This is a genomic window from Streptomyces sp. NPDC001933, assembly GCF_042890955.1.
GTDB lineage: Bacteria > Actinomycetota > Actinomycetes > Streptomycetales > Streptomycetaceae > Streptomyces.
Genome location: NZ_JBIASS010000004.1, coordinates 190,477 through 216,980, shown reverse-complemented (window position 1 = coordinate 216,980; position 26,504 = coordinate 190,477). Strand labels below are relative to the sequence as shown.

Below are 26,504 nucleotides of genomic sequence, written 5' to 3'. Positions count from 1 at the left end.
GCACGGGACGGCCCCATGAACCAGCACCACGAGGAGTACCCCCGATGAGCCACGCAGATCTCGTCTTCACCTCAGGCTCCGTGATCACCATGGACCCCGCGCACACCGGCGCCACCGCCCTGGCGGTGACCGGTGAGCGGATCACCGCGGTCGGCGGCGATGAGGTACGCGAACTGATCGGTCCGGACACCCGGGTCGTCGACCTGGCGGGGCGGGCGTTGCTGCCGGGCTTCCAGGACGCCCACGTCCACGCCGTGTTCGGCGGCCTGGAGCTGGGAACCTGCGACCTGACGGGCACGACGGACCCGGCCGAGTACCGCCGCCGGATCGCGGACTACGCAGCCGCCCACCCCGAACGGCCCTGGATCACCGGCGGCGGCTGGTCGATGGAGAGCTTCCCCGGCGGCCTGCCGACCAGGCAGATGCTCGACGAGACCGTGCCCGACCGGCCCGTACTGCTGGTCAACCGGGACCATCACGGCGCCTGGGCCAACACCCGGGCCCTGGAGCTGGCCGGGGTGACCGCCTCGACCGCCGATCCCGCCGACGGACGCGTCGAACGCGAGGCCGACGGCACACCGTCGGGCATGCTGCAGGAAGGCGCCGTCGAACTCGTCGGCCGCGCCGCGCCCCGGCCCACCGTGGAGGACCTGGTCGACGGGCTGCTGCGGGCCCAACGGCTGCTGCACTCGTACGGCATCACCGCCTGGCAGGACGCCCTGCTCGGCGAGTACGGCGGACACCCCGACGTCTCGGCCGCCTATGTCACGGCGGCCGGACGCGGCCTGCTCACTGCCCGGGTCAACGGCTCCCTGTGGTGGGACCGGGACGCCGGCGCCGAGCAGATCCCCCAGCTCGTCGAACGCCGCAGGACCTTGCTCACGGGCCGCTTCCGCGCCGACACCGTCAAGATCATGCAGGACGGCATCGCCGAGAACCACACTGCGGCGATGACCGCCCCGTACAAGGACGCCTGCGGCTGCGCCACCGCCAATTCCGGCCTCAGCTTCGTCGACCCGGAGGCGCTGCGGGGGTACGTGACCGAGCTCGACGCCCTGGACTTCCAGGTCCACTTCCACGCGCTGGGCGACCGGGCCGTCCGCGAGGCGCTCGACGCGGTCGAGGCGGCGCGGAAGGCCAACGGGCCGCGCGGCAACCGCCACCACCTGGCCCACCTCCAGGTCGTCCACCCGGACGACGTACCGCGCTTCGCACGGCTGGAGGCGGTCGCCAACCTCCAGCCGCTGTGGGCGGCGCACGAGCCGCAGCTGGACGAGCTCACCACCCCGTTCCTCGGCGACGAGCTCGCGGCATGGCAGTACCCCTTCGGCGACCTGCACGGCGCCGGCGCCCCGCTGGCCGCCGGGAGCGACTGGCCCGTCAGCTCCGCCGATCCCCTGGAGGGCATCCACGTGGCGGTCAACCGGATCGTTCCCGGCGGCGACATGCCGCCGTTCCTCCCCCACCAGCGGCTCGACCTGACGACCGCCCTGCGCGCGTACACATCGGGCTCCGCGTACGTCAACCAGCTCGACGACACCGGCGTTCTGCGGGCGGGCCATCTCGCGGACCTGATCGTGCTCGACCGCGACCCCCACTCCGTGGATCCGGCCGAACTGGCCTCGCTGCATGTCGAGGCCACCTATGTCGGCGGGCAGCAGGTCTTCGGCGCCGCGGCCGGGGAGTGACCGGCGCGGCGGGACAGGTGTGAGGGTCGAGGGGCGAGGCTGTCCGAGGCAGCCTCGCCCCTCGCGCCGTCACAGGCCGGCGTCGCGGTGGGTGGTGCGGCCGTCCACCACGGTGAGCAGGACGGGAAGGCCGGCCAGGTCGGTGGCGGGCGTGGCGAGCGGGTTCTCCGAGAACACGGTGAGGTCCGCGCGGTGGCCGATGGCCAGGCGCCCCGACTCGTGTTCCGCGCCCGCCGCGCGCGCCGGGTTGAGGGTCATGCCCTGGAGCGCTTCGAGGGCGGTGAGCGCCTGTCCGGGGTTGTGCGGGGGCTGGGTGAGATCGCGGGTGGGCCGACGGTGGCGGGCGCCGGCCATGACCGTGAGCGGAGGGTAGGGCGCGATGGGCCAGTCGGAGCCGAGCACGACGGTGGCTCCGGAGTCCCACAGGTCGCGGCAGCGCCAGGCGTGCCCGGCACGCTCCTCGCCGAGCCGCCGGGACCAGTTGTCGGTGTGGTCGGCGCGGGTGAAGTCGCAGCAGTGGGTGGGCTGCATGGACGCGATGACTCCGAGCTCCGCGAACCGGCGCAGGGTGTCGTCGGGGACGGTCTCGATGTGCTCGATCCGGTGCCGTACGCCTCGGTACTCCGCACTTGTCGCCGCCTCCACGGCGTCGAGGACGTGGCGCACGGCGGCGTCGCCGATGGCGTGGGTGGCGGTGGGCACACCGGCCCGGTGGAGCTCGTCGATGATCTTGGTGAAGGACGAGGGGTCGGGCCAGAAGGCGTGCGTGGACTCGCCGTGGCAGTCGGGCCGCTCCAGCCAGGCGGTGCCGTTGTCGATCGTGCCGTCCATGAACAGCTTGACGCCCGCCACCTCCCACAGCCGGCCGCCCCTGCCCTGCTGGGCGATGAGGTCGGCCACGGCCCGGCTGTCGGCTCCGGGCTGGAGCCAGGGCGCGACCCTCAGGCGCAGCGGCAGTTCGCCCGCCTCGTCGAGTTCGGCGTACAGCGACAGGCTCTCTCCGTTGGCGTCCATGGCGTGCCCGCCGGTGAGCCCGGAGGCGGCCACCTCGCGCAGCGCCGAGGCGAGGCGGGCGCGGCGCTCGGCGGGGGCGATCGGCGGTGCGGCCCGCTCGACCAGTTCGCAGGCGGCGTCCTCCAGCAGCAGACCGGTGGGACGGCCCGCCTCGTCGCACACGATCTCGGCGTACTGCTCGAACCGGCGGGGCCCGTCGATTCCGGCGAGTTCCAGCGCACGGGGGCTGGCGATCATGGAGTGGGCGTCGAAGAGCAGCAGGACGGCCGGGACGCCGTCCAGGACCGGTCCGATGGCGGCGGATGCGACGGGCCGGTCGCCGAAGACGTTCGGGTCCAGGCCCCAGCCGTGCAGCCAGGCTCCGGGCGCCAGCGATCCGGCCTCCCTCGCCAGGGCTTGACGCACCTCGTCGAGTGTGGTGCAGCCGGACAGGTCCAGGCCGTGGGTGAGTTCGGCGCCCATGAGGGGGTGGATGTGCCCGTCGACGAGGCCGGGCGTCACGACGGCGCCCCTGAGGTCGATCACCGTGGTCGCCGGTCCGGCGAGGGCGCGGATCCGCTGGTCGTCGTCGAGTGCGGAGATCCGGCCGCCGGAGACGGCCAGGGCGGTCTGCGGGAGCAGTTCGCCGGTGACGACGTCGACCAGGCGGGCGGAAAGCAGTACGAGGCCGGGGTGCACGGGCGGTCTCCTTGGGGGCTGGTCAGTGGGTGGCGAAGAGTGCGACGGTCCGGTGTGCCGGGCGCTTCCAGCAGAGTGCACAGTGCCGGCGGCCGGACCGGGTTCGCGTTCGGCCGTGGCCGCCGCCGGCACCGTACCGGCTCAGTCTCCGGGCGTTGATCCACGGCCGGCCGAGAGCGTCATACCGGGATCCGGTCGCGAGTGCGAAGGAGTGTGTGAGGTGCTCGACAGCGGCATCCTCCGCCCGGACGGACAGAATGAGAGTGCCCGGTTCGGCACCGGCGACCCTGCCGAACGCCCCCGCCACCGGTTCGTCCGCCACGGAGAAACAGCGGCCGATCGGCCCCTGGCGTACATCGATGCGCTCACCGGTCCGCCGCAGGGCGTCACCCTCCAGCCCTTCAGCCAGGGCCTCCGGGGCGACCGCTTCGGCCATCTCCGCACGTCGATCAGTGAGTGACTGCCGACTTCGTGGCCGGTGAACTCTTGACGCCATGAACCCGATGTTATTGAGTGTCCGACCAATAGACAAATGTGTGGGCACGCACACCAGGCAGAGGCGCGCATGACTTCCACAGCCCCCCGGCCTTGAGTCGGACGCCCCGCATCCCTGCCCGAATCTCGCCCCGGCGTCCGATCAGGCCGGACACATCGAGTCCCGCGCATCGACCACATTCCCGAACGGGAACGCCATGGCCGACCCTGTGAGCTCTTCTCCGTCCGGGCCGCCGCGAACGTCAACCACCTGTGCCTGGTCATAGGCGGCGCCCTGATCCTCATGGGCCTGACCCTCTGGCAGGCCTTCGCCGCAACCGGTACGACGGCCCCGCTCTCACCGACGAGACCCCGGGCGGTACGTACCGGTACACCGCCGGCGTCAACTGGACCGGCGTCATCGCGCCGGCCACCGGCACGGCCGCATCCGCTCTCTGTGTCAGCACGGAGCCCTACGTGGGCCCACTGGCCGACGCGGCGGGCGGACTCGACCTCGCCCTCCCGGTCGGCATGGCCGTCGCCGCCACCGTCTACGCCTTCGGTATGCGCCGCCGCCTCGCCGCACCCGCTCGCCGGCCGTGCTGACCACCCCTATCCGGCCCGGCCGTCGACCCGACGGACGCGATAGGCTCGATCTGTAGGCAGGCGTCCCGACTACGGAGGCTGCCATGAAGGAGAACATCGAGTACCCGACTCCGTCGCAGGCCGAGGGCGAGAGGCTGGACGAGGACAGGGATCCGGCCGAGGAGCGCCACCCCGCCACCATGCGCACCCAGCCGTCCCAGGCAGAGGGTGAGCGCCGCGGGGAGGACGAGGAGACCTGACACGGGCCGCGCGCCGGACCGTGGCCGTCTCCGGGCCGGGGCGCGGGGTGTTCCGCACACCCGGCGGAACACCTCCCGCCGCTGCGGCACAATCAACGGCTGTGGTCACACACCTTGATCCAGCCGTTCTGTATCCCGATGTCGCGGCGCGAGGCAGCCTCGCCGCGGCACTGCGAGCCGTGGCGGAAGACGGCGGCTTCTCCGTCGTTGCGACGCCCTCGTCCGCCGACCCGTTGTCCCATGCCCGCGCCGCGAGCCGGCTGCCGTACCGCAAGGCTCTGGTCGTCAGCGCGTGGGCGGTCGAGCGACGGTGGTCGATTCGCGGTGAGGAGCCCTTCGAGGACAGCCCGCTCGTCCAAGGAGACACCGACGACTTGGCGCAGGTCGCGCGGGCCGTGCAGGGGTGGCAGGACGGGGCGGCACTGAACGACATCCGGCGGGCCGCGCCGTTCGTGCGTCTGACCGGGCGCTTCGAAGTACCCGACCCCGATCCCGTACGCCTCACCGAATCCGAGTGGCAGCGCATGCGCACGGAGGCCGTCGAACGGAACTGGCCCGCCTACCACGCGCTCATCGAAGCGGCTTACGCCGAGCCGGCGCTGCGGCGCCTCTACCCGTTGACCAGCCACTGGGCGCTGCGCTTCTCCACGACCACCGGCCCGAGCCTGACCGTCATCGGGCCGTGCCTGCTCGCGGGCGATGCCGGCCAGGCCTACACGGTCAGCAAGGGGTTCATGGGCGGGGACCCGCTGGCCGAGGCCGCGACGGCACAGGAGGCCGTGGCGGCCGCGGTGCGCCATCTGCCCGCCGACCCCGGCCCCGTCACGTACGGAGCGCCCCCGGACAAGAAGCGGAGCGGATCCGCTTCGTGAGCTCCGCGGCCGTCGTCCCCGAGGCCGTCGAGGCTTGAGGTGCTGTCATTCACGGTCTCGGGAGACACCGTCCATAGCCTCCTCCCCGCCCCGAGCCATGGGCCCGAGGTCGCCTTCGAGGACGGTCTGGATGATCTGGGGCCGGTCCCAAAGGGCCAGGAGTTCGTTGGCCAAGCCCACAATGGGCAGGGGGTCCCGGGTGCCGTGCACTGTGATGGCCGCGGCCGACAGGCTGCGCGGGACGGCTCCCGCGTCGAGCAGGACACGCCATTCCTCCGGGCCGAGCTCCAGGAACTCCAGTGCGGTGAGGCCGGCGATCTCCAGAGGATCGGCGAGCGTGCCGGGGTAGGCGGCCAGGGTCCGCAGACGGGGCAGCTCCATGACCGGGGAGAGGCTGAGCGGCTCGGCCTCCCACACACCGATGGACAGGACCTCCAGACCGGGGTGCGCGGCGGCCTCGATGCTCGGCAGGCTCCGGATATTGACGTGGGCCACGGCGGGCTGCCGGTCTCCGTCCGAACCACCACGTCGCTTGCTGCGCCGCCCCATCACGAGGTCGGTGAGCGAGTCCGCGACCAGGCCGGCGCCGATGTTCTTCTCATGGCTGAGGATGATCACCTGCCCTGTGTGCCCACGCGGGCCGGGTGTCAGATCGACCGCCAGCCGGTCGCCGCCGCCGTTGTCCCCGAACACGATCCAGCCGGGCGAGCCGACCACGCCCTGCACCGCCGCGTCGGGCGGGGTGACGACCGCCTCCATCGCCGCGAACTTCCAGAGACAGTGGCGGGACGCCGGCTCCGCGATGTACAGGTCGTCCAGGGCGAAGAGCTCGCAGCCGACCGCCATGCATTCCCGTTCCGCCGCTGTGTGGTCGTCGACCTGGTCCTCCCACCGCGCCCGTGTCACCCGGTAGAGCGCCTTGAGCTCCTCGGGCAGGGTGATGCCGAGTCGGGCTTCCGCAGCGGCGATATCCGTCTCCGTAGCGCCGACGGCTTCGGGCAGCCGCTCGCGGAGCGTCCGCTCCAGCAGCGCCGGATCCGCCGAGGGGGCCGGCACCGCCCCGGGCGCCGGGTCGGGAAGACGGAGCCAGGGCCGGGGAACGGCGTCCTCGACCAGGATGAGCGTCCCCGGGTGCGGGTTGCCGAGGCCGGGCTCCACCGCGGGGCTCGTCCCGAACAGCCGGAGCTCGGTCTTCCCGGCCGGTGATATCTCCGCCGTGAACGCGACGTCATCGACACCGGCGTCCGCGAGTACGCGCCGCACCCGCTCCACCGCCTTCATCTCGTCCCGCATGCCATCGGCCAGGGAGGCCCGACCGAACCCGGGCGACTTTCGTTGCCGGGGCAGACTCCAGCTCCCCCGGCCGACACGTCCCGCGACTCGGATGGAGTGCGCAGCCTGCTCCTGCTCTCCGCCGTCCCGCAGGAATCGCAGCACGGGCTTCCACGTCGCGAAGTCGTGCAGCAACGACGAGCGAGATCTCTGATCAACCATGCGCAGACCCTACGCGCGGCCACTGACAACGGAGTTCGCCCTACCCCGAACAACTACGGCAGGGCGTGCCGACGCCTACAGAACCCCGGGTGATGTGGTCAGCACCTCCTGCGCAGCGGATACGAAGGCGAGCTTGGCGCGCTGGATGCTGTCCGGCGCCTCGTGGCGGCGCAGGCGGTCGACGACATCCCGTGCGGCGTCGGCGACCTCGGCCGGTCCCTCCAGGACGACTTCACCCAGTGCGGTCTCCAGCAGGGCGTCGTCGTCCCCCCGCCCCCGCCCCGTCCGCTCGGTCCGGATACTCGACTCCGCCGCTCCGAGGAATGCCACATAGGTCTGACGCCGGATGTCGAGCAAGCGCACGGCCGCCTGCTCCCGGAGAGTCATCCGTACCGTTTCGAGCAGCGCGTCGGCCTGACGGTCTCCGGCCTGACGCGCCGCCTCGGCCTGCCGCAGTCCGGCGCTGCGGGTGTACCAACCGGTAGCGACGCTCCCCGCGATGGCTGCTCCCGCAGCGATCAGCGCGATCCCCAAGTCACTCATGTCGTCATCCTCCCGAACAGCCGCCGACCCGCGCCGCACGCTTGCCGAATGTGCGTTGTGGATCACGCTCGGAGAGCGTACCGAGCACACGGTACGATCGGAACATGTCGTTCGACGGCGCGAAGAAGGACCCCCGATCTGCGGAAACGCCGGATAGCGCCCGCCCCGCCTCCCTAGAATGGACACTTGCGGGCGACGGGCGACGGGCGACGGGCGGTTCTTTTCGCGGCTCGGTCCGCGGTAGCTCTTTACCGCCTTCTCGACGCTCTCCCGGTCTTCGCCGGTGATCACCGCATCACCCGTCTCTTCACCCTGGTGCCGGGATCCGACTTCGGAGTTGACGCGCTCTCGGTCATCGACGACGTCGGCGGCCGAACGCTTCCGTGGGACGAGGCGTGCCGGCGCACATTCGACCTGGTCCTCACGGCCAGCCCGAAGGGCGAACTGAGCCTGCTCTCCGGGCAGCACGTGCTGCTCCCGCACGGAGCAGGGTTCAACAAGTCGATTCCGGGAGAGGGTTCCCCCGATTCGGCCTCCGGACTGGATCCGGAATACCTGCTGCCGTCCGACGACGACGCGCCCGCCGCCCTGTACGCGCTCGCCCATCCCGATCAGGTCGCCCGGCTGGCTGCCGCGAGCCCGAGGGCCGCCGAGAGGGCGGAGGTCATCGGTGACCCCACCTTGGAGCGCATCCTCGCCTCGCTGTCCCTCCGCGACCGATACCGCACGGCTTTGGGCACCGGTTCCCGCACACTGATCGTTCTCGCTTCGACGTGGGGACCGGAATGCCTGCTGCGCCGGCGGCCCGGACTGCCTGCCGAGCTGGCCGCCCATCTGCCTTACGACGAGTACCAGTTGGCGCTGATCGTGCACCCCAACGAGCGGAGCCTGCTCGGCAAGTACGAGTTGACCGAGCGCCTGTCCCCGGCACTGGACGCGGGACTGGTCCTCGCCGGACCGTACGAGGAATGGGCATCCGTACTGATCGCCGCCGACGCGCTCATCACCGACCACGGGTCGACGGCCCTGTACTACTCCGCAGTACGCGACCGACCGGTCGTCAACGTCCACCGGACCGGCGCCGAGCTGATCCCCGGCAGCCCGATGGACGTACTCCTGCGACAGGTACCGGAGTTGGGCCCGGCCGAAACGGTGCAGGAAGCCCTCAGTGCGTACCGGCCCGGAACAGGACATGCCGCCGCCCAGGCCGGGTTCGCCGCCCGGGGCGAGTCGTCGAGCCGGCTGCGCACCGAGGTCTACGCACTCCTCGGCCTCGCCCCGCCGGCCCACCACGTCCCGCCGCGGCTGCTGCCCTCCCCCTCGGCTGCCACCCGTACGCCTGCAGCCTTCGATGTACACGCCACGGTCTCCGAGGACGGGGTCCTGATCGACCGGCGCCCCGCCGGAATGGGCCCGCCCGGACACCACCTGGCTGCGGAGTACGGCGCCGCGAGCGAACAACTCGTCCGGTCCGCAGGCCTGTTGTACTGCCGCCCGTCGCAGCCCTCCCCCACTGCTGGGGAAGTCGAGTGGACGGCGGCGGGGTGGGCTCGGCACGCCCTGTCCGAGTACTCGGGCTGCCGCTCCGCCGCGGCCATCATGACCACCGGGCCTTGCGTGCTCAAGGTCCGGGGCGACGACGGTACGTACGCCGTGCACGTCGAATCCCGTTACGAGGACGGCCGGATCGTGCGCGTCGACCCGGCCGCCGCACTGTCCGCCGTTCACGCCTGGCTGTCCGCCCACCGGGGCGTACCCGACGGACAGTCCGGCCTGAACTGCGTCATCGGCGACCGGACCTTCCACGTTCTGCTCCGCCCGGCCACGGACGAGGAAGCCGGGCAGGCCGTCTAGAGCAGGCCGTTGCGGCGTCGGATGGCGTCCGCGGCGGCACGGTGTTCCTCGGCCGACGTGTTCGCCCCCTCCGCACCGGCCAGCTCGGCCAGTGCGTCGAGGACACGGACCTGGTCGAAGCCGGAGCCCCGTTGGCGTGCTCCCTCAAGTGACCGCTCGTACAGCCCCCGGGCCTCATCGGTACGGCCGAGCCGTTGCAGGACGCCGCCGAGTGCGAATCCGGTGCGCCCGCTCAGCCTCGCACGGTCCTGTGCCACGGCCGCGTCGCGTGCCTCGGCCAGCAGGCGGGCCGCCTCCTCCAGGTCCCCGAGCTCCGCGCTCGCCTGGCCCGAGCGGTAGGTCTGGAGCATGGCTCCGTAGTCGTTGCCGATGGCCAGGTGCACCTCACGGGACCGGGCGAAGTCGGCCACCGCGGCGTTCCAGTCCCCGCGTGCGGAGCTGAGCATGCCGCGGAACTCGATCGTCGAGGCCCGGAGTTTGTGGTCCGCCTCGGAGTCCCCCAACAGATCGAGGGCCGCGAACGCGCCGTCGAGTTCGCGTCCGGCGTCGGCGAGCCTGCCCGACTCCCAGAGGGGACGTGCGAGTTGACATCGCATGCGCACCATCCAGGAGGCGTTTCCGGACCGGAGCGCGGAGGTCACCGCGAGCCGGAACAGCTCGGTCACATCGGAGGCGTGAGGATGGTCCATCGCGTACGTCCACACGGGCTCGCACAGGGCCACGACCTCGGCGTCCATTCCTCGCCCGTGGGCCAGCCGTACGCACGCGAACAACGCGTGCCGTTCCGCGTACAGCCAGCGCGCCGCCCTCTCGGCCCGTGCGGTGCGGACCGAGCGGTCCTCCGACCGGGCCGGATCGTCGAGGGGCACGTCCGGGGCATCGGGGACGGGGCCGAAGCCGTCGGCGACGACCAGCCGCCGGCCGGCGGCGAAGCGGTCGGCCAGTTGGGCCTGCCGGACGAACCAGCGCAGCACCCGCTTCTGCGCCTCGGCCGTCTCGCCGTGCGCCTCGTGGTCGCGGGCCCGGCGCCGGGCGTGGGCGTGCAGCGGACCCGGCAGCCTCATCCGGCCGTCATCGGTGAGCTGCATCATGCGCAGGTCCAGCAACCCCGCCGTGACCAGCTCCTCCAGCGCGTCCTGGCAGACTTCCGGCCCCAGCCCCAGCAACGCGGTGGCGGACTCGTGGGTGAACGTCGAGCCGGGGTGGTTGGGCAGCAACCGGTAGAGCAGGGCGGCCGAGGAGGACAGACTGCGGTAGATCGCGTCCCAGATGTCCTCCACCCCGGAGGACACCCCTTTCTCGTCCAGCTCGGCCCGCAGCTCCGCGATCAGACGCGACAGCGGCCGCAAGGGGTGGGAGCGGACCCAGCGGCCCGCGACGTGCAGGGCTGCGGGCAAGCCGTCGCACATCTGCACCACTGTCTGCACAGCTTCCGGATCGGTGGTCAGCCGACGGTCCCGGACGATCAGTTCCAGCAGCTCCGTCGCAACCGGATCCTCCAGCGGCGGCAGCACCAGGTCGACGGCGGCACCGTCCTCCAGGTCGTACAGCGGCCCGTGGCTCGCCACGATCACCACGCTGTCGCCCGACGCCGGAAGCAGCGGGACGATCTCGGAGGCGTACCGGGCGTTGTCCACGACGACGACCAGCCGGCGGTCGGAGGTCACGTTCCAGTACTGCCGGCAACGCGCCTTGAACTGGCGCTCCACCGAGTCCGGTTCCACATCGAGGGAGAGCAGCAACTGTGCGAGCACCTCGCCGGGGTCCACCGCGCCGCCCACCCGGAAGTCGTCCAGGTCGACCGACAGCACATCGGAGAAGCTTTCACGCAGCTTCCGCGCGATCAGGAAGGCCAGCTCGGTCTTGCCGAGACCTCCCGGTCCGCTCAGCGACAGGACCAGCGGCCGGGAGCGGCCCTGCCACTCCTCCACCGCGCGAAAGGCCCGTGCCTTCTCCTCCTCGCGGTTGACGAAGTGCATCGGCTCCGGTGGCAGTTCAACCCTCATTCAGGATCCGCTCCCATCCCCTGCCCGACACGGCCGAGCCAGGTACTCCGCGCAAACCCGGCTTCCGTCCGAAGACTTGCCGCTGTCCAGGACTCGCACTCTAAAGGTTCCCACACGACGGAATGCGGTAGAAACCTCCGCCGGCCCGAGGCAGGCATCCTCTTCCAGCCTCACCGAAATCGGCCAGACCGAACAGTTCAGGCCACAGTCATCCGCGATACCCCGGCGGGCCATCCCAGGCAGCGACACTCCCCCTGTCCCATCCGCACGGGGGCGTACAGACGAAGGAAGTTCCAATGGATCGCAGATCGTTCATGGCCACCACAGGCACCGCTTCCCTGGTGGGCGGTGCCCTTGCCGCCGGGGCCGGACTCGCGGCACCGGCGGCCGAGGCCGCTCCGTACCGGCCCGGCAAGGGCCGGACGGTCCGGTTCAACATCATCAGTGACATCCAGGGCGATCTGACGGACTTCGGCAAGGCCCTCGATGATCTGCACCACATCAACCCCGACAGTGCGGGCCTCGGCATAGCCGGCGACATCACCCCGCGCGGCTACGACTTCGAGTACGCGGCGGTCCGCCAGACCCTTGAGCGGCACCCGCATCCCAAGAACGTCGCCTGGGCCATCGGCAACCACGAGTTCTACGTGCCGAAGTACAGCGACCCCAACACCCTGGCCCAGGCGACCTGGCCCAACGGCACTACGGAGGACTCCCTCTTCCGCAGCTTCTACAACTTCGCCGGCCGCAACAAGGTCTACTCCGAGACGTCGTTCGGTGGCGTGCCCGTGCTCAGTCTCGGGACCGAGCGCTACTCGCACTACCACGACGCGAAGCTGTGGGACGAGGTGTGGATCAGCGACGAGCAGTTCGCCTGGCTGGAGGACCGTCTCGCGTACTGGGCCCGCCGCCGCAGGCCCGTCATGGTGATGACCCACCACCCGCTGCCCAACACCGTGTCGGGCACTCACAACAAGCTCTACCTCAACGACTACCTCCAGCCCGACCGGCTCCTGTCGATCCTCGGCCGGCACAAGGACGTGTTCCTCTTCTCCGGGCACACCCACTGGGACCTCAACCTGTCCGACTGGGTGGTGCGCCGGGTCGTCCCCGGTACCGGCAACCTCGAAGGCTTCACCGTCGTCAACACCGCGGCCGTCCAGGTGGGCTGGATGGACGACGGCAAGGGCGGCGAGGTCTCCCTCGGCGGTGCCTTCAACCAGGGGCTCCAGGTCGAGGTCGGTCCCCACTCCGTCGTCATCAAGGCCCGTGACTTCACCACGGGTACCTGGCTCAAGCAGCTGACGGTCCCGCTGCACACCAGCGCCTGACCTGCCACCGCACACATGTCCTGCCGTGCCGTACCGAAGTCCGGTACGGCACGGCATACCGTCGCGGTTCACTTCGGCAGCCACGCCCGCCAGGTGGACTCGTTCTTCTTCACCCAGCGCTCCGCGGCCTGTTCGGGCGCGAGCTTCTGGTCCGCGATCATCAGCGCCACCTCGTTCTGGGCCCGGGTCGTCCAGCGGAAGTTCTTCAGGAACTCGGCGGCCCGGCCGCCCGCGTCGGCGAACCGGGCGTTGAGGAACTTCCGCAGCGGGGTGTGCGGATACGCGCACGCCACCTTCTCCGGTTCGGCGTCGCAGCCCTCCTCGTACGCGGGCAGCTTCACCTCCGTCATGGGAACCTGCTCGAACAGCCACTGCGGCTTGTACCAGTAGGTCAGGAAGGGCTTCTTCTCCTTGGCGAACTGCTTGATCTGGGTGATCTGCGCCGCCTCGGAGCCGGAGAAGACCACCTGGTAGTCCAGGTCCAGGTTCTTCACCAGCGCCCTGTCATTGGTGACGTACGACGGCGAGCCGTCCAGGAGCTGGCCCTTCCCGCCGCTCTCCGCCGTGCGGAGCCGGTCGGCGTACTTGTTGAGGTTCTTCCAGTCCGTCACGTCGGGGTTCGTGTCGGCGAAGTACTTCGGCACGAACCAGCCGATGTGGCCGGTCACGCCGAGTTCCCCGCCCGGCGCGATGGTCTTCTTGTCCGCGACGTACCGCTGCTCCTGCTCCGGGTGGCCCCAGTCCTCCAGGATCGCGTCGACGCGGCCCTGGCTGAGCGCGTCCCAAGCGGGTACTTCGTCGATCTGGACGGTGTCGACGCGGTACCCGAGCTCGTGTTCAAGCAGGTACCGGGCGACGGCGGCGTTGGCCTGCGCGCCCACCCACGACTGGACGGACAGTGTCACGGTCTTCGCGCCGTGGGCATCGGCGTACGGGGACGCCTGCTTGGTCATGTCCGCCGCCCCGCAGCCCGTGAGGGCCAGCAGACCGAACGCCGCTGCAGCGGCGGCGATGGTACGGCTACGCATTCCGGGTCTCCTTTCCGGCAGGCTGGGTGACCCGGTCCAGCATCAGTCCGAGGCACACGATGGCCACGCCCGCGACCAGTCCGGTCGCCAGGTCGCCCTGGGCCAGCCCGAACACCACGAGGTAGCCGAGCGCACCGCCCCCGACCAGGCCGCCGATGATGACGACGGCGAGGACGAGGACCACTCCCTGATTGACGGCCAGCAGCAACGCGGGGCGGGCGAGCGGTAGTTGGACCTGGCGCAGCTGCTGCCAGCCGGTCGCCCCGAGCGAGCGGGACGACTCCAGCACGACCGGGTCCACGGCCCGCATGCCCTGGGTGGTGATGCGGACGACGGCGGGCAGCGCGTACACCACTGCGGCGGCGACGGCGGGTGCCCGGCCGACGCCGAACAGCGCGACCACCGGGATCAGGTACACGAACTGCGGCATCGTCTGAAAGACATCGAGCACCGGCCGCAGCAGCCGCTCCAGGCGTGGTCCGCGCGCCGCGGCGACGCCGATGGCGACACCGGCAAGGAGCGTGACGGCAACCGCGGCCAGCACCTGCGAGAGGGTGTCCAGCGCCGGTTCCCATGCCCCGAGCACCCCGATCACAGCCATGGCGAGCACGGCGGTCAGCGCGGTGCGCCAGGTGCCGACGAGCTGGGCGAGTACTGCCACCAGCAGCAGTACGGTCCACCAGGGCAGCCACTGCAGGCCGTCGCGGACCGGGTCGAGGACCCAGCCGGTGAAGCGGGCGGCCCAGTCGGCGGTGCCGCCGACGACGGGCACCCCGGAGTACAGGTGTGCGGTCATCCAGTCGACGGCGCGGTTGACGGACGCGGCGATGTCCACGGTCCAGGCATCGGGCCACGACAGCCGGCCGGTGTGGCGGCCGACGAGTGCGACGGCGGCCGCCACGACTGCGGCGACGGCCCAGCCGAGGGCCGTCCCCCGGGAGGGTGCGGCGCCGATCCGCTCCCCCGCCGCGGCGGTGACACGGTCGAGGACAACGGCGAGGAGCACGACCGGCACACCGGCGGCGAGCGCGGCGCCGACATCGACGGAGGCCAGGGCCTGGTACACGCGATCACCGAGGCCGCCCGCGCCGATCACGGAGGCGATCACGGCCATCGAGAGCGCCATCATGATCGACTGGTTGACGCCGAGCAGCAGTTCCTTGCGGGCCAGCGGGAGCCGGGCGGTCAGCAGCCGTTGTCGGCCGGTCGCGCCGAGCGAGGCCGCGGCCTCCATGACCCCTGCATCCGCGCCGCGCAGCCCGAGCGCGGTGAGCCGGGCCATGGGCGGTGCCGCGTAGACGACGGTGGCGAGGACGGCCGCCGGGACGCCGATGCCGAAGACCAGTACGACCGGGAGCAGATACGCGAACGCGGGCAGCACCTGCATGGTGTCGAGCACCGGGCGCAACGCCCGGTGCACCCGGTCGGACAGTCCGGCGGCGAGCCCGAGCACCGCGCCGAGCAGCACGGACACGGTGACCGCGACGGTCATCAGTGCGAGGGTCTGCATGGTGGGGACCCACATGCCGAGCAGCCCGCACACGGCGAACGCGGCGACGGCGGTGAGCGCCGAGCGAATGCCCGCGAGGCGCCAGGCGACGAGGCCGGCGGCTGCCGTGACCCCGGCCCAGCCGGCGGCGAGGAGCACGAGGTAGACGGCGCGTACGGACAGGACGACGGTGTTGCTGATGTGGCCGAAGAAGTACAGGAAGAGCGGGTGGCTGTCCCGGTTGTCGATGATCCAGTCGCTGGCGTCGCCGAGCGGCCCGGACAGGTCGACGGCGAGGCGCGCCGGCCAGGTGCCGCCGCCCAGGAACAGGGTGCCGAGCAGGAGCGCGACGAGTGCGGCGCCCGCCACGAGTGCGGTGCGGTACCGGGCGAGGGTGTCGCTCAGTGGCACGCGCGCCTCGGCGGCGGTGGTGGTGACGGTGGTGCTCATCGTGGCAGCCTTCCCGTCGCGGCCGAGGCACGGGTGGGGGTGGGTGCGGTGCCGGGGCCCGGCGGGCCCCAGGTGGTGTGCGCGGGCATCAGGCCGCCTCCTTCTGCGGGGCGAGCCCCGCCACCACACCGAGCAGGTCCGCGTGGCCGACCACGCCCACGCAGCGGCCGTTCTCGACGACCCGGGCCGTCCCGCCGCTGCGGACCACGGCCTCGATGGCCTCGTGGACCGTGGCGCCGGGGGGCAGCGCCGGCCCGCTGTCCGCCTCGGCGGCCTCGGCCGGCCGCATCGCCGTGCGCACGGTCATGACGTGTTCGCGCGGCACGTCGCGGACGAAGTCGCGTACGTAGTCGTCCGCGGGGGCGCCGACGATCTCCTCGGGCGTGCCGAGCTGCACGATCCGGCCGTCCCGCATCAGCGCGATCCGGTCGCCGAGCTTCAGCGCCTCGCCGAGGTCGTGCGTGATGAAGACCATCGTGCGGCCCTCCTCGCCGTGCAGCCGTACGACCTCCTCCTGCATGTCGCGCCTGATCAGTGGGTCCAGCGCGCTGAACGGCTCGTCGAACAGCAGGACTTCGGGGTCGACGGCCAGTGCGCGGGCCAGTCCCACCCGCTGCTGCTGGCCGCCGGACAGCTGGCCGGGGAGGCGGCCCTCCATGCCTTCGAGGCCGACCTTGGTGACGAACTCGGCCGCCCGCTCCCGCCGTTCGGCGCGCGGGACGCCCTGGATCTCAAGACCGTACGCGACGTTGTCGATCACCGACCGGTGCGGCAGCAGCCCGAAGTGCTGGAAGACCATGGCGGCGCGGTGGCGGCGCAGTTCGCGCAGCCGGGACGCGTCCATCGACAGCACGTCCTCACCGTCGATGGCGATCGAGCCGGAGGTGGGCTCGATCAGCCTGGTCAGGCAGCGTACGAGCGTCGACTTGCCGGAGCCCGACAGCCCCATGACGACGAAGACCTCGCCCTTGCGGACGTCGAAGGACACGTCGCGCACGGCGGCGGTGCAGCCGGTGTGTTCGCGCAGCTCGACGGGGGCGAGAGCGGCGAGAGCCGGATCCTTCGGCACCCGTTCGGCCTTCGGGCCGAAGACCTTCCACAACTCGCGTACGGAGAAGACAGGCGACTCGGCGGTCATCAGGCATTGCCTTCCAGGAGGTCAGCGCATTTCTCCCCGATCATCAGCACGCCGATCATCGGGTTGACGGTCGTCATCGTCGGGAAGACGGACGCGTCGGCGATCCGGATGCCCTCCAGGCCACGAATCCTCAGATCGGGTGACACCACGGCGAGTTCGTCGTCCGAGGAGCCCATGCGGCAGGTCCCCGCCGGGTGGTAGACGGTGTGCGCGACCTTGCGCGCGTACTCCCCGAGCTCCTCGTCGGAGGTGACCCCGGGCCCCGGGCAGACCTCGCGCTTCAGCCAGCCGGCGAGCGGCTCCTGTTCCGCGATGCGGCGTGCGATGCGGATGCCGTCGACGAGGGTGCGGCCGTCGTAGTCGTCCTCGTCGGTGAAGTACCGGAAGTCGAGGGCAGGTTTGACCTCGGGGTCGGCGCTGGTCAGGTAGAGGCGGCCGCGGCTGCGGGGCTTGGGGATGTTGGGGGTCATCGACACACCGTGCGGGGGCCGCTCGTACCCCAGCCGCTCGGGGTTGTCGGTGAACGGGATCTGGTAGAAGTGGAACATCAGGTCCGGCCCGCCGGCGTCCGGGTCCCTGCGTACGAACAGGCCCGCGTCGCTGTCCATCGCGGAGTTCTCCGGGATCGGCCCGTCGGTCTCCCAGACGATGACGGATTCGGGGTGGTCGAGGAGGTTCTCGCCGACGCCCGGCAGGTCGTGCGCGACGGGGATGCCGAGCTTCTCCAGGTCGGCGCGGGGCCCGATGCCCGAATGCAGCAGCAGCCGGGGGGTGTCCACGGCGCCCGCGCAGACGAGCACCTCGCGCCGGGCCCGTACGACGTGCTCCTCGCCCTCCTTGGTGCGCACCCGCACACCGATGGCCCGGGTGCCTTCGAGCTCCAGTCCGAACGCCCATGTCTCCAGGGCGATATGGAGGTTGGGCCGGTCCAGGAACGGGTGCAGATACGCCACGGAGGCGGAGGAGCGCTTGTTGTTCTCCGGGTGGTACGCGAGGTCGAAGAAGCCGACGCCCTCGTGGAACGGCTGCTTGTTGAAGCCCTCGACGCGCGGCACGTCGAGTGCGGTCCGCGCGGCCTCGACGAAGTCCCGGGCGATGGCGTTGCGGTCGGCCTCGTCCACCGGGACGATGTTGTTGCGCAGCCGGGCGAAGTACGGATCCATCGACTCCGCGTCCCAGCCCTCGGCGCCCGCGTCGACCCACTCGTCCCAGTCGGACGGCAGGGGCTTGAAGGCGATGAGGGTGTTGTGGGACGAGCAGCCGCCGAGGACGCGGGCCCGGCTGTGCCGGATGTGGGAGTTGCCGCGGGGCTGTTCGGTCGTCGGGTAGTCGTAGTCCAGTTCACCGCCGAGGAGGCCCATCCAGCGGCGCAGGGTGAGGACGTCGTCCCGTCCGACGTCGCTGGGGCCGCCCTCGATGACGGCGACAGTGGTGTCGGGGTTCTCGGTGAGCCGGGAGGCGATCACCGATCCGGCGGTGCCGCCGCCGATGACGACATAGTCGTAGACGTGGTTGTCGGTCATGTGCTGCTTCCCTCTGCTCCGTTGTGTGCGTTGCGCCGGTTGCGTACGGGTGCGGGTGCGCCCACCGCCCTGCTCCATGTGTCAGGTGTGGCGGGCGCGTCGCGTCGCGCGTGCTTCAGCCCGCGAACCAGCGCACGGGGCGCGGGGCGAGGTTCTGGTAGATGTGCTTGGCCTCGCGGTACTCGGCGAGCCCGGTCGGGCCCAGCTCGCGGCCGATGCCGGACTTCCCGAAGCCACCCCATTCGGCCTGCGGGAGGTAGGGGTGGAAGTCGTTGATCCAGACGGTGCCGTGGCGCAGCCGCCCGGCGACGCGCCGGGCTCGGCCCGCGTCGGCGGTCCACACGGCGCCGGCGAGCCCGTAATCGGTGTCATTGGCGAGAGCGACGGCCTCCTCCTCCGTGCGGAAGGTCTCGACGGTCAGGACAGGGCCGAAGACCTCCTCGCGGACGACGCGCATCCGGCGGTGGCACCGGTCGAGGACGGTGGGGCGGTAGAAGTAGCCTGGGCCGTGGGGCCGTTCGCCGCCGGCCCGGAGCACTGCACCCTCCTCGATGGCGGACGCGACGAAGTCCTCGGTCCTCGCGAGTTGCCGCGCGGAGACGAGCGGCCCGCATTCGACGCCGGGGTCGGTGCCCCGGCCGAGGCGGATCCGCTCGGCGCGGCGGGCGAGTTCGGTGACGAACCGGTCGCGCAGCGACTCCTCGACGATGAGGCGCGATCCGGCGGAGCAGACCTGACCGCTGTGGATGAAGGCGGCGTTGAGCGCCTGGTCGACGGCGGTGTCGAAGCCCTCGTCGGTGGCGCAGGCGTCGGCGAAGACGACGTTGGGGTTCTTGCCGCCGAGTTCGAGGGCGACCTTCTTGACGGTGTCGGCGGCGGCCCGCGCCACCTTCGTACCGCTGGCCAGGCCGCCGGTGAACGAGACGAGGTCGACGTCCGGGTGCTCGGCGAGGCGGGCGCCGACGGTGGTACCGGCGCCGGTGACGATGTTGGCGACGCCCTGCGGCAGCCCGGCCTCCGCAAGGAGCCCGATCAGTGCGACGGTGGTGAGCGGGGTGATCTCGCTGGGCTTGATCACGAAGGTGTTGCCGGCCGCGAGGGCTGGGGCGATCTTCCAACTCGCCTGGAGCAGCGGGTAGTTCCAGGGGGTGATCAATGCGCACACGCCGACGGGTTCGTGGACGACGACGCTGTGGACCTCGTCGTTCCCGGCGTCGACGACACGTCCGCCGCTCTCGTTCATGACGAGGTCGGCGAAGTAGCGGAAGGCGTCACGCACGCAGTCGACATCGACGCGCCCCTCTTCGAGGGTCTTTCCGGCGTCCTGGCTCTCCAGGGCGCCGATCTTCTCCCGGTCCCGTTCCAGCAGGTCCGCGACGCGTCGCAGCAGGCCGGCCCGTTCGGTCACGGGAGTACGCGGCCAGGAACCGTCATCGAAGGCGGCACGCGCGGCGGCGACGGCGGCATCGGTGTCGGCGACGTCGCCCTCCGACACAACGGCGAAGACGCTCGCGTCGACGGGGTCGATGATGTCGCGCGTGGCGCCGGAGACGGCCGAACGCCACTGTCCGCCCACATGGATGGTCTGTTGTGCTGCCGACACGTCGTATCTGGCCCTTCGGTTCCGGATTGCCTGGTGCGCCGGTCACACCCCGGCGATCTGGCCGCATGCCCCGGGTTCGGAGAACCATGCCCCGGGCTGCACGGAAAGTGACCCGCCTCACGCGCCGATGCGGGCAAGTCGTGTCGTACAGCCGGGAATACGCGGCATGCTCCCGGCCGAGGCGCGACGGAAAGGGCCTGCTGCGACTCGGCTAACCGGCCCTCTGCCCGGATCGCGCCCTGCGCTTCGGCGATTCGGCACAGATCGACGGCCGCACGGAGTCCATGGATGTGCAAATGGGCCTCCCCCCGCTCCGCGAATTCCGCGAGCAGGGAGAGGCCCAGGGGTGCCGCGCCGGCGACGGCTCTACCGTCGCGGGTCCGGAACGGCGGCGGCGAAGCCGACCGCGTCGAGCCAGGCATCGGCGATGATCCGGTGGCCGGCAGGGCTCGGATGGACGCCGTCCCGGGCCAGCTCCGCGGCCTCGTGCTGCTCGGCCGCTCGGCGGAGCGCGAGGTCCGCGCGGACGAGTTGGGCGTCGTTGGCCGTCGCGGCACGCAGGACGGCTTCGGTACGGGGCGTGAGGTCCTCGAACCAGTCCTCCTGTTCCGCGGTGACCGGCAGCAGGAACGGGGTGATGACGACCAGTCGGGCGGACAGCTTCCGCGCGGTGTCCGCGAGGAGGCGGTCCAGGCAGGCCTCGAACTCGTCGACCGGGCTCATGATTCCGCGGTCGTAGCGCCGCCAGGTGTCGTTGATGCCGATCTTCACGGTGACCACGGTGGGCCGGAGATCGATGACGTCGGTGGTCCAGCGGGCTTCGAGGTCGTACACGCGATTGCCGTTGAGGCCCTTGTTGACTACGGCGGGCCCGGGTCCGCCGCTCGCCCGGTCGTGCAGGGTCCGGGCGATCTCGTGGACGTATCCGCTGCCGAGCGATGCGGAGTCCGTACGGTCGCGGCCCGCGTCGGTGATGGAGTCACCGATGAACAGGAGTGTGTCCGTCTCCTTGATGTGCGTCCCCGCGATGTGCATCTCCACGTCGTGCTTGTCCTTGATGTGCTCGTCCTCGATGTGCATGGTGCCGTCCTGACGGTGGTGTGGTGGGTCGGTGGCCGCCGGTCGAGTGTGCCTCGTACGCCGGTGCCCTACTGAAGCACGTCCTGGGGCAGCGGCCGCCGGCGGTGACCTGCCACGCGCCGCAACGTCGCGGCCTCGTGCGCCAGCACCTCGGGGTCGTCGCCGGGCACGAACTCCAGCAGCGCGTCCATCGGGACGCGCCGTTCGTTCAGCAGGTCGAAGACCCCGGTCCACAGCTCCGCGCGCTCGGCCAGCCGCAGCCGACGGTTGCCCGGCCACCACGAGAAGACATGTACCGCGCTGACCCGGTCGACGAGCTGGGAGAGCCCCGCCAGCGCCTCGTCGTCGGGGGCGTCCAGCGGCGGTTGCCAGTAAGTACGGAGATTGTCCTCGCCGACCTCGTCCAGCAGCCGGAGCGTCGAGTCGACGGTGTCGGTGAGGGTCCTGGAGTGGAACTCCAGCGCGAGTTCCAGCCCGTGGTCCGCGCCGATCCGGGCCGCCTCCCGCAGACAGTCCACGGTTGCGCCCCGCTCCTGCGGTGTGACGGCCGCCGATCCGGCCCCGCCCGCCCAGACCCGTACCCGTGGCGCGCCCAGGAGTACCGCGGCACGGGCGGTCCAGGGGAACGCGGCCAGCTCGTCCTGCGTGGCTCGGAAGTAGGAGCCGTACGAGCAGCAGGTGAGCCCGTGACTGTCGCCGGCCTCGCGGGCGGCGCGGAGCATGTCGGGTTCCGTCGCGGGTGCGTGCACGTCCGCCCCCCACTCGACCGCTTCGAGGCCCGCGTCCGCGGCCCGGCGTGCGACCTCGGCCGCCGGCAGCTGCCGGAAGGTGACCGAGCACAATCCGGGTCTGGTCACGGTGGTGCCCGGGGCGCGGTCCCGGGTCTCGCTGCCTGTCACGGCGTTCCCTTCTTCGGCCGCCTGGCGGCGGTCCTCCTCTGCGGGACGGTGCCCCGCCCTGCCATGGAGCCCGGCAACGGCCTGCGGCCGGGCTCCAACGAAGCGACCGTCTCACCGGTGGTGCCGTCACCACCCGTGTCACCTCACGCTGCGTTCGGACCGACGTCCGCGGCCGTGAGGGGGTGGCGGAGCGCGGGCGCGGTCGAGTACTCGTCGGCGCCGATGTCCCGCGCGCTGCCCCGGGTGTCACCGTCGATGTCGTCTGCCACGGCGGGGCTGCCCAGGGTGGCCGCGCCGATCGCCGGGCTTCCCGCCGACAGCCGGGCGACGCCGTCCGTGCCGGTCACCAGCTTCGGGTCGGCGCGGGTGCAACCGCCGGAAGGAATGTTGCCGTTGGCGGCCGCACCCCACAGCATGTTGGTCTGCCAGGTGAAGCCGGTGGCCGTCCCCATCGCGACGAGGCTGCCGGAGTCGCCGACCAGCAGGTTGTCGGCGATCACGACGTCCCGGGGCTCGTACGTCCGGGTCTCGCCCGACAGCGTGCTGGAATTGCCGATCAGGGTGTTGTGCACGATCACCGCGCGGTCGCAGGCGTCGTTGCCCCGCCGTTCGTCCTGCGTCTCGCCGGAGTTGTGGTCGCGGGTGGTGCCACTGCCGACGACCAGGGCCCGCGCGGACAGTCCGCTGAGGTAGTTGTTGACGATCACGTGGTCGTTGCCGTACAGCCGTACGCCCTCGCTGCCGCCGATCAGATAGTTGCCCTCCACCCTGGAGCGGTTGCCGTGCCGCAGCACGATCCCGCCGCGGCTGTCGCGGATGGTGTTGTAGCGGATGGTGTTGTCGGAGGACTTCACCGAAATGGCTTCGGGGTCCCCGTCCGCGTGCTCGAACAGGTTGTACTCCACGACCGCGTGGGCGCCGGACAGCGCCCGTCCGCTGACGCCGAGCCGGATCGACTCCCCACCGTTGTCCCCGGCAAAACTGTGGTTGGAGAAGTGGTTCCTGAGGATCTGGATGTTCTGGGCCATGTCGGTCGAGCCGGGGCCGTCGACGACGAGGAAGATGCCGGCGGTGGTCTTGTCGTGGAAGTGGTTCCGGTCGATCTTCGTGTTGTTCGCCCGTACGACGACCCAGTACGGGTCGCCGGTGTCCACGTGCTGGAAGTCGTTGCGGGTCAGCCGGATCGACGAGCAGCTCGCCGGGATCTCCAGCGTGGTGCTCTGCCGGAAGGCGAAACCACTGACAGTGATGTTGCTCGAATCGGCGAAGACGAAGCTGCGCTCGCCGCGCAGCACCGCGCCGCCACGGGACTTGGAGACGATGGTGATAGGAGCGGCGCCGGTGCCGTTCTTGCCGGACACATTGATCGCACCCCCCGACGGCACGGTGTACGTGCCGTCGGCCACGATGATCCGGTCGCCGGGTACGGCGGCGTTGATCGCGCTCTGGAGTTCGGCCAGGGAGCCGACCGGCTTGTCGGCCGCCGAGGCGTCGACCGACATCGAGGTGCCGAGTGGCACGGCGGCGAGTGCTGCCACCGCGGTACCCCTGAGGAACGTGCGTCGTTGCATGGTGCCTCCTGCGTTGTGGGGGGGATCTGGTCAGCGGGCGTCGGGGCCGACGTCGGCCGTGGTCAGTGGTCCGCGCCGGGGCGGCCGGTGCGAGTACTCGTCCGCGCCCACGTCCCGGTGCCGGCCGCGCGGCTCTCCGTCGATGTCGTGGGTGACCGGTGGCCGCCTGAGCGTGCCCGCGTCGATCACCGGGCTGTCCGAGCCCGGCCGGGCGATGCCGTCCGGGCCGGTCAGCAGCTTCGGGTCGACGCGTGTGCCACCGCCGGAAGGAATGTTGCCGTCGGTGGCGGCACCCCACAGGACGTTGCCGGACCAGTTGAACCGCACGGTGTTCGCCATCGCGACCAGCTCGCCCGAGTCCCCGACGAACAGGTTGTCCGCGACGGTCACATCGCGCGGCTCGTGGGGGCGGTGGCTCTCGCCGGAGAGCGTGCCCTTGTTGTTCGCCAGGGTGTTGTACGCGATGAGGACCCGGTCGGGTGCGTCGTTGCCGCGGCGGGCGTCCGGCGACTCGCCGGGCAGGTGGTCGCGCTCCGAACCGCTGCCGATCACCATGGCCCGGCCGGAGAGACCGGCGAGGTGGTTGTTGACGATCACATGGTCGTTGCCGTAGATCCGTACGCCTTCCGTGCCGGCGACGAGGTAGTTGCCGTCCACCCGGTTGCGGTTGCCGTGCCGCAGCACGATTCCGCCGAGGCTGTCGCGGATGGTGTTGTGCCGGATGACGTTGTCCGAGCTCTTGACGGAGATGGCCTCCGGGTCGCCGTTGGCGCGCTCGAACAGGTTGTACTCCACGACGGCGTGGGCGCTGGACAGTGCCCGGGGGCTGACGCCGAGCCGGATCGGCTCTCCGCCGTTGGAGCCGGCGAAGCTGTGGTCGGAGAAGTAGTTCCTGAACACATGGACGCGCTGGGCCATCTCCTCCGTGCCCGCGCCCTCGATCCCGAGGTAGATACCGAGTGTGGATTTGCCGTGGAAGTGGTTGTGGTCGACCTTGCTGTCGTCGGCACGCACCATCACCCAGTGCAGGCCCTCGATGTCGGCGAGCTGGAAGTCGTTGCGGGTCAGCCTGATGTGCGAGCAGTTCGGGGGGATGTCCAGGGTGCTGCTCTGGCGGAAGGCGAAGCCGCTGAGTGTGATGTGGCTGGACGCGTCGAGGACGAAGCTGTGTTCGCCGTCGAGGACGACGCCGCCGCGGGAGCCGGCGACGATGGTGATGGGCGCGCGCTCGGTGCCCTGCTTGTTCCGGATGGTCAGGGGACGGTCCGGCGGAACGGTGTAGGTGCCGTCGGCCACGACGATCCGGGTGCCCGGCCGTGCCCCGTCGATGGCGGCCTGGAGTTCGTCCAGCGAACCGACGGCGGCCGGGGCCGCCGCCGCGCTCGCGGTCGGGAGAGGGCCGGTGGGGGCGACGGCGAGCGCCGCCCCTGCCGCGGAAGCCATGAGGAACGTGCGGCGTTGCATGGTGCCTCCGTGAGTGTGGTGGTGGATCGAGGGGACCGGGGCCGGTGTCAGCCGTCGGCCCGGTCTGCCGGGGTGTCCAGGAACAGCTCGATGACCGGCACCGGGGTGTCGGGGCGCTGGACGGGGATTTCGAGAGTGAGCGTTCCGGCGGGCTGCCCGCCCATCTCCGTGTTCATGGCGGGCCGGTCCGGGTCGATGTGGACCTGGATGATCTCCGAGGCGTCGTTCAGCAGTTGGGCGTAACGCACCCGGCCGGCGAGTCCCGGCAGGTGCAGATGGCGCAGCGGCCAGGCGAGCAGGTGGACGTAGAGCCGGTCGCCGCGCTGGGTGTAGCGGCACTCCGGCGGGGCGGTGTACGGGGACGGGCCGCAGCCCCGGACCGACCGCTCGTGCAGGTCCATCCACCGGCCGATCTCGCCGAGGACGGCGACGGCACGCGGTTCGAGGTCGCCGCGGCCGGTCGGGCCGACGTTGAGGAGCAGGTTGCCGCCCTTGGACACGCCGTCGACGAGCATGCGGATCAGCAGGTCGGCGCTCTTGTGGTCGAGGTTGTCGCGGTCGTAGCCCCAGCTCCCGTTGAGCGTCTGGCACGCCTCCCACAGCACGGGCCGGCCGTCCTTGGTCATGGGGCCGGAGGGCTGGTACTGCTCGGGCGTGATGAAGTCACCGGGCAGGCCGGTCCGGTCGTTGACGAGGATGTGCGGCTGGAGTTCACGGACCGTCTCCAGCAGCTTCGGGGAGTCCCAGTCGTCCGGGCCCTTGCCGCCCCACCAGGTGCGCCCCGCGTACGAGAAGTCGAAGAACAGGTAGTCGACGCGTCCGAAGGAGGTCAGCAGTTCGCGGACCTGGCCGTGCAGATAGCGCTGGTAGTCGCGGATGTCGCGGTCGGCGGCCGCGGCCTTGAACTCCTCGTCGTCGCGCTGCGGATGGGTGCCGTCGACCGGGAAGGACGGATGGTGCCAGTCGATGAGGGAGTAGTAGAGGCCGACCTTGAGCCCCTCGGCCCGGCACGCCTCGACGAACGGTCCGACGAGGTCCCGGCCGTACGGGGTGTTGGTGACCTTGTACTCGGTGAGGGCGCTGTCCCACAGGCAGAAGCCGTCGTGGTGCTTGGTGGTCAGGACGACGTAGCGCATGCCCGCCGCTCTGGCGGCCCTGGCCCACTGGACCGGGTCGTAGCGGTCGGGGTCGAAGTGGTCGAAGTAGACCTGGTACTGCTCGTCGGTCAGCTTCTCCCGGTTCTTCACCCATTCGTGTCGCGCGGCGAGCGAGTACAGGCCCCAGTGGACGAACATGCCGAACCGGTCGGTGGTGAACCAGGTCGTGTCCGGGGCGGCGGGCGCGGCAACCGGGGTCTCGGCGCTCGGGGTCATGGGGCATCGTTCCTTGTCGTCGGCGTCCGGTGGCGTGTTCGGTGCGCCGCCGGAGGGCTGGTCGTACGGGTCGTGCGAGGAGGTTCG

General features: G+C 71.1%; 21 protein-coding genes and 1 pseudogene. 8 read left to right on the top strand and 14 right to left on the bottom strand.

Annotation, left to right across the window (positions count from 1 at the left end; translation table 11 throughout):
* Positions 1 to 44 precede the first annotated feature (44 nt).
* Positions 45 to 1,688: an amidohydrolase gene (locus ACFYY7_RS12030; protein ID WP_388660280.1), complete on the top strand. Its 1,644-nt coding sequence runs from the start codon at positions 45 to 47 to the stop codon at positions 1,686 to 1,688.
* 69 nt (positions 1,689 to 1,757) lie between these two features.
* On the opposite strand, the gene ACFYY7_RS12025 is transcribed toward ACFYY7_RS12030, so the two are convergent.
* Positions 1,758 to 3,380: an amidohydrolase gene (locus tag ACFYY7_RS12025; RefSeq protein ID WP_388660277.1), complete on the bottom strand. Its 1,623-nt coding sequence runs from the start codon at positions 3,378 to 3,380 to the stop codon at positions 1,758 to 1,760.
* A 220-nt stretch (positions 3,381 to 3,600) separates the two neighbouring features.
* Between ACFYY7_RS12025 and ACFYY7_RS12020 the strand changes: the two genes are divergently transcribed.
* From ACFYY7_RS12020 to ACFYY7_RS12000, 5 genes and pseudogenes are all read left to right on the top strand, one after another.
* Positions 3,601 to 3,840, top strand: coding sequence for a hypothetical protein (locus ACFYY7_RS12020; protein WP_388660274.1), 240 nt, complete (start codon positions 3,601 to 3,603; stop codon positions 3,838 to 3,840).
* Positions 3,841 to 4,127: 287 nt separating this feature from the next.
* Positions 4,128 to 4,325: pseudogene (locus tag ACFYY7_RS12015) on the top strand (hypothetical protein); the annotation flags it as partial.
* A 6-nt stretch (positions 4,326 to 4,331) separates the two neighbouring features.
* Positions 4,332 to 4,460: a hypothetical protein gene (locus ACFYY7_RS12010; protein WP_388661135.1), complete on the top strand. Its 129-nt coding sequence runs from the start codon at positions 4,332 to 4,334 to the stop codon at positions 4,458 to 4,460.
* An 83-nt stretch (positions 4,461 to 4,543) separates the two neighbouring features.
* Positions 4,544 to 4,699 carry a hypothetical protein gene (locus ACFYY7_RS12005; protein WP_259928902.1) on the top strand — a complete coding sequence of 52 codons (156 nt, stop codon included), beginning with the start codon at positions 4,544 to 4,546 and terminating at the stop codon, positions 4,697 to 4,699.
* 101 nt (positions 4,700 to 4,800) lie between these two features.
* Positions 4,801 to 5,571 carry a DUF6193 family natural product biosynthesis protein gene (locus tag ACFYY7_RS12000; RefSeq protein WP_388660271.1) on the top strand — a complete coding sequence of 257 codons (771 nt, stop codon included), beginning with the start codon at positions 4,801 to 4,803 and terminating at the stop codon, positions 5,569 to 5,571.
* Between the two features lie 45 nt (positions 5,572 to 5,616).
* Here the strand turns inward: ACFYY7_RS12000 and ACFYY7_RS11995 are convergent, their stop codons facing one another.
* Both ACFYY7_RS11995 and ACFYY7_RS11990 read right to left on the bottom strand, forming a co-directional pair.
* A complete protein-coding gene (locus tag ACFYY7_RS11995; protein WP_388660268.1) occupies positions 5,617 to 7,065 on the bottom strand; it encodes an SMI1/KNR4 family protein in 1,449 nt (482 codons plus the stop codon).
* A 75-nt stretch (positions 7,066 to 7,140) separates the two neighbouring features.
* Positions 7,141 to 7,608, bottom strand: a complete 468-nt coding sequence (locus tag ACFYY7_RS11990; RefSeq protein WP_388660266.1) for a hypothetical protein — start codon at positions 7,606 to 7,608, stop codon at positions 7,141 to 7,143.
* Between the two features lie 186 nt (positions 7,609 to 7,794).
* On the opposite strand from ACFYY7_RS11990, the gene ACFYY7_RS11985 reads away from it, so the two are divergent.
* Positions 7,795 to 9,462 carry a translation initiation factor 2 gene (locus ACFYY7_RS11985; protein ID WP_388660263.1) on the top strand — a complete coding sequence of 556 codons (1,668 nt, stop codon included), beginning with the start codon at positions 7,795 to 7,797 and terminating at the stop codon, positions 9,460 to 9,462.
* On the opposite strand, the gene ACFYY7_RS11980 is transcribed toward ACFYY7_RS11985, so the two are convergent.
* Positions 9,459 to 11,468, bottom strand: coding sequence for an NB-ARC domain-containing protein (locus tag ACFYY7_RS11980; RefSeq protein WP_388660260.1), 2,010 nt, complete (start codon positions 11,466 to 11,468; stop codon positions 9,459 to 9,461). The two genes, ACFYY7_RS11985 and ACFYY7_RS11980, sit on opposite strands and share 4 nt — an antisense overlap.
* Before the next feature lie 296 nt (positions 11,469 to 11,764).
* On the opposite strand from ACFYY7_RS11980, the gene ACFYY7_RS11975 reads away from it, so the two are divergent.
* Positions 11,765 to 12,799: a metallophosphoesterase family protein gene (locus ACFYY7_RS11975; protein ID WP_388660257.1), complete on the top strand. Its 1,035-nt coding sequence runs from the start codon at positions 11,765 to 11,767 to the stop codon at positions 12,797 to 12,799.
* A 68-nt stretch (positions 12,800 to 12,867) separates the two neighbouring features.
* Here ACFYY7_RS11975 and ACFYY7_RS11970 read toward each other — a convergent pair whose 3' ends face one another.
* The 10 genes from ACFYY7_RS11970 to ACFYY7_RS11925 all read right to left on the bottom strand — a co-directional run bounded on the left by ACFYY7_RS11970 (position 12,868) and on the right by ACFYY7_RS11925 (position 26,417).
* Positions 12,868 to 13,827 (bottom strand): ABC transporter substrate-binding protein, encoded by a 960-nt coding sequence (locus tag ACFYY7_RS11970; protein WP_388660255.1) that lies wholly within the window; start codon positions 13,825 to 13,827, stop codon positions 12,868 to 12,870.
* Complete coding sequence (locus ACFYY7_RS11965) at positions 13,820 to 15,766, bottom strand: ABC transporter permease subunit (protein ID WP_388660252.1); 1,947 nt, start codon at positions 15,764 to 15,766, stop codon at positions 13,820 to 13,822. The genes ACFYY7_RS11970 and ACFYY7_RS11965 overlap by 8 nt, the downstream gene beginning before the upstream one ends.
* Positions 15,767 to 15,854: 88 nt before the next feature.
* A complete protein-coding gene (locus ACFYY7_RS11960; RefSeq protein WP_388660250.1) occupies positions 15,855 to 16,904 on the bottom strand; it encodes a glycine betaine/L-proline ABC transporter ATP-binding protein in 1,050 nt (349 codons plus the stop codon).
* Positions 16,904 to 18,427, bottom strand: coding sequence for a GMC family oxidoreductase (locus tag ACFYY7_RS11955; RefSeq protein ID WP_388660247.1), 1,524 nt, complete (start codon positions 18,425 to 18,427; stop codon positions 16,904 to 16,906). Before ACFYY7_RS11955 ends, ACFYY7_RS11960 begins: the two co-directional genes overlap by 1 nt.
* Positions 18,428 to 18,542: 115 nt before the next feature.
* On the bottom strand, positions 18,543 to 20,030 hold the full coding sequence (locus tag ACFYY7_RS11950; protein ID WP_388660244.1) for an aldehyde dehydrogenase family protein: 1,488 nt from the start codon (positions 20,028 to 20,030) through the stop codon (positions 18,543 to 18,545).
* A 366-nt stretch (positions 20,031 to 20,396) separates the two neighbouring features.
* A complete protein-coding gene (locus ACFYY7_RS11945; protein ID WP_388660241.1) occupies positions 20,397 to 21,110 on the bottom strand; it encodes an SGNH/GDSL hydrolase family protein in 714 nt (237 codons plus the stop codon).
* 68 nt (positions 21,111 to 21,178) lie between these two features.
* The gene (locus ACFYY7_RS11940) at positions 21,179 to 22,009 is read right to left on the bottom strand and encodes a sugar phosphate isomerase/epimerase family protein (protein ID WP_388660238.1); all 831 of its coding nucleotides are present in this window, start codon (positions 22,007 to 22,009) and stop codon (positions 21,179 to 21,181) included.
* 143 nt (positions 22,010 to 22,152) lie between these two features.
* Positions 22,153 to 23,580 carry a chondroitinase-B domain-containing protein gene (locus ACFYY7_RS11935; protein ID WP_388660235.1) on the bottom strand — a complete coding sequence of 476 codons (1,428 nt, stop codon included), beginning with the start codon at positions 23,578 to 23,580 and terminating at the stop codon, positions 22,153 to 22,155.
* 30 nt (positions 23,581 to 23,610) lie between these two features.
* Positions 23,611 to 25,044: a polysaccharide lyase 6 family protein gene (locus ACFYY7_RS11930; RefSeq protein ID WP_388660232.1), complete on the bottom strand. Its 1,434-nt coding sequence runs from the start codon at positions 25,042 to 25,044 to the stop codon at positions 23,611 to 23,613.
* A gap of 47 nt (positions 25,045 to 25,091) precedes the next feature.
* The gene (locus tag ACFYY7_RS11925; protein WP_388660229.1) at positions 25,092 to 26,417 is read right to left on the bottom strand and encodes an alpha-L-fucosidase; all 1,326 of its coding nucleotides are present in this window, start codon (positions 26,415 to 26,417) and stop codon (positions 25,092 to 25,094) included.
* Positions 26,418 to 26,504 lie beyond the last annotated feature (87 nt).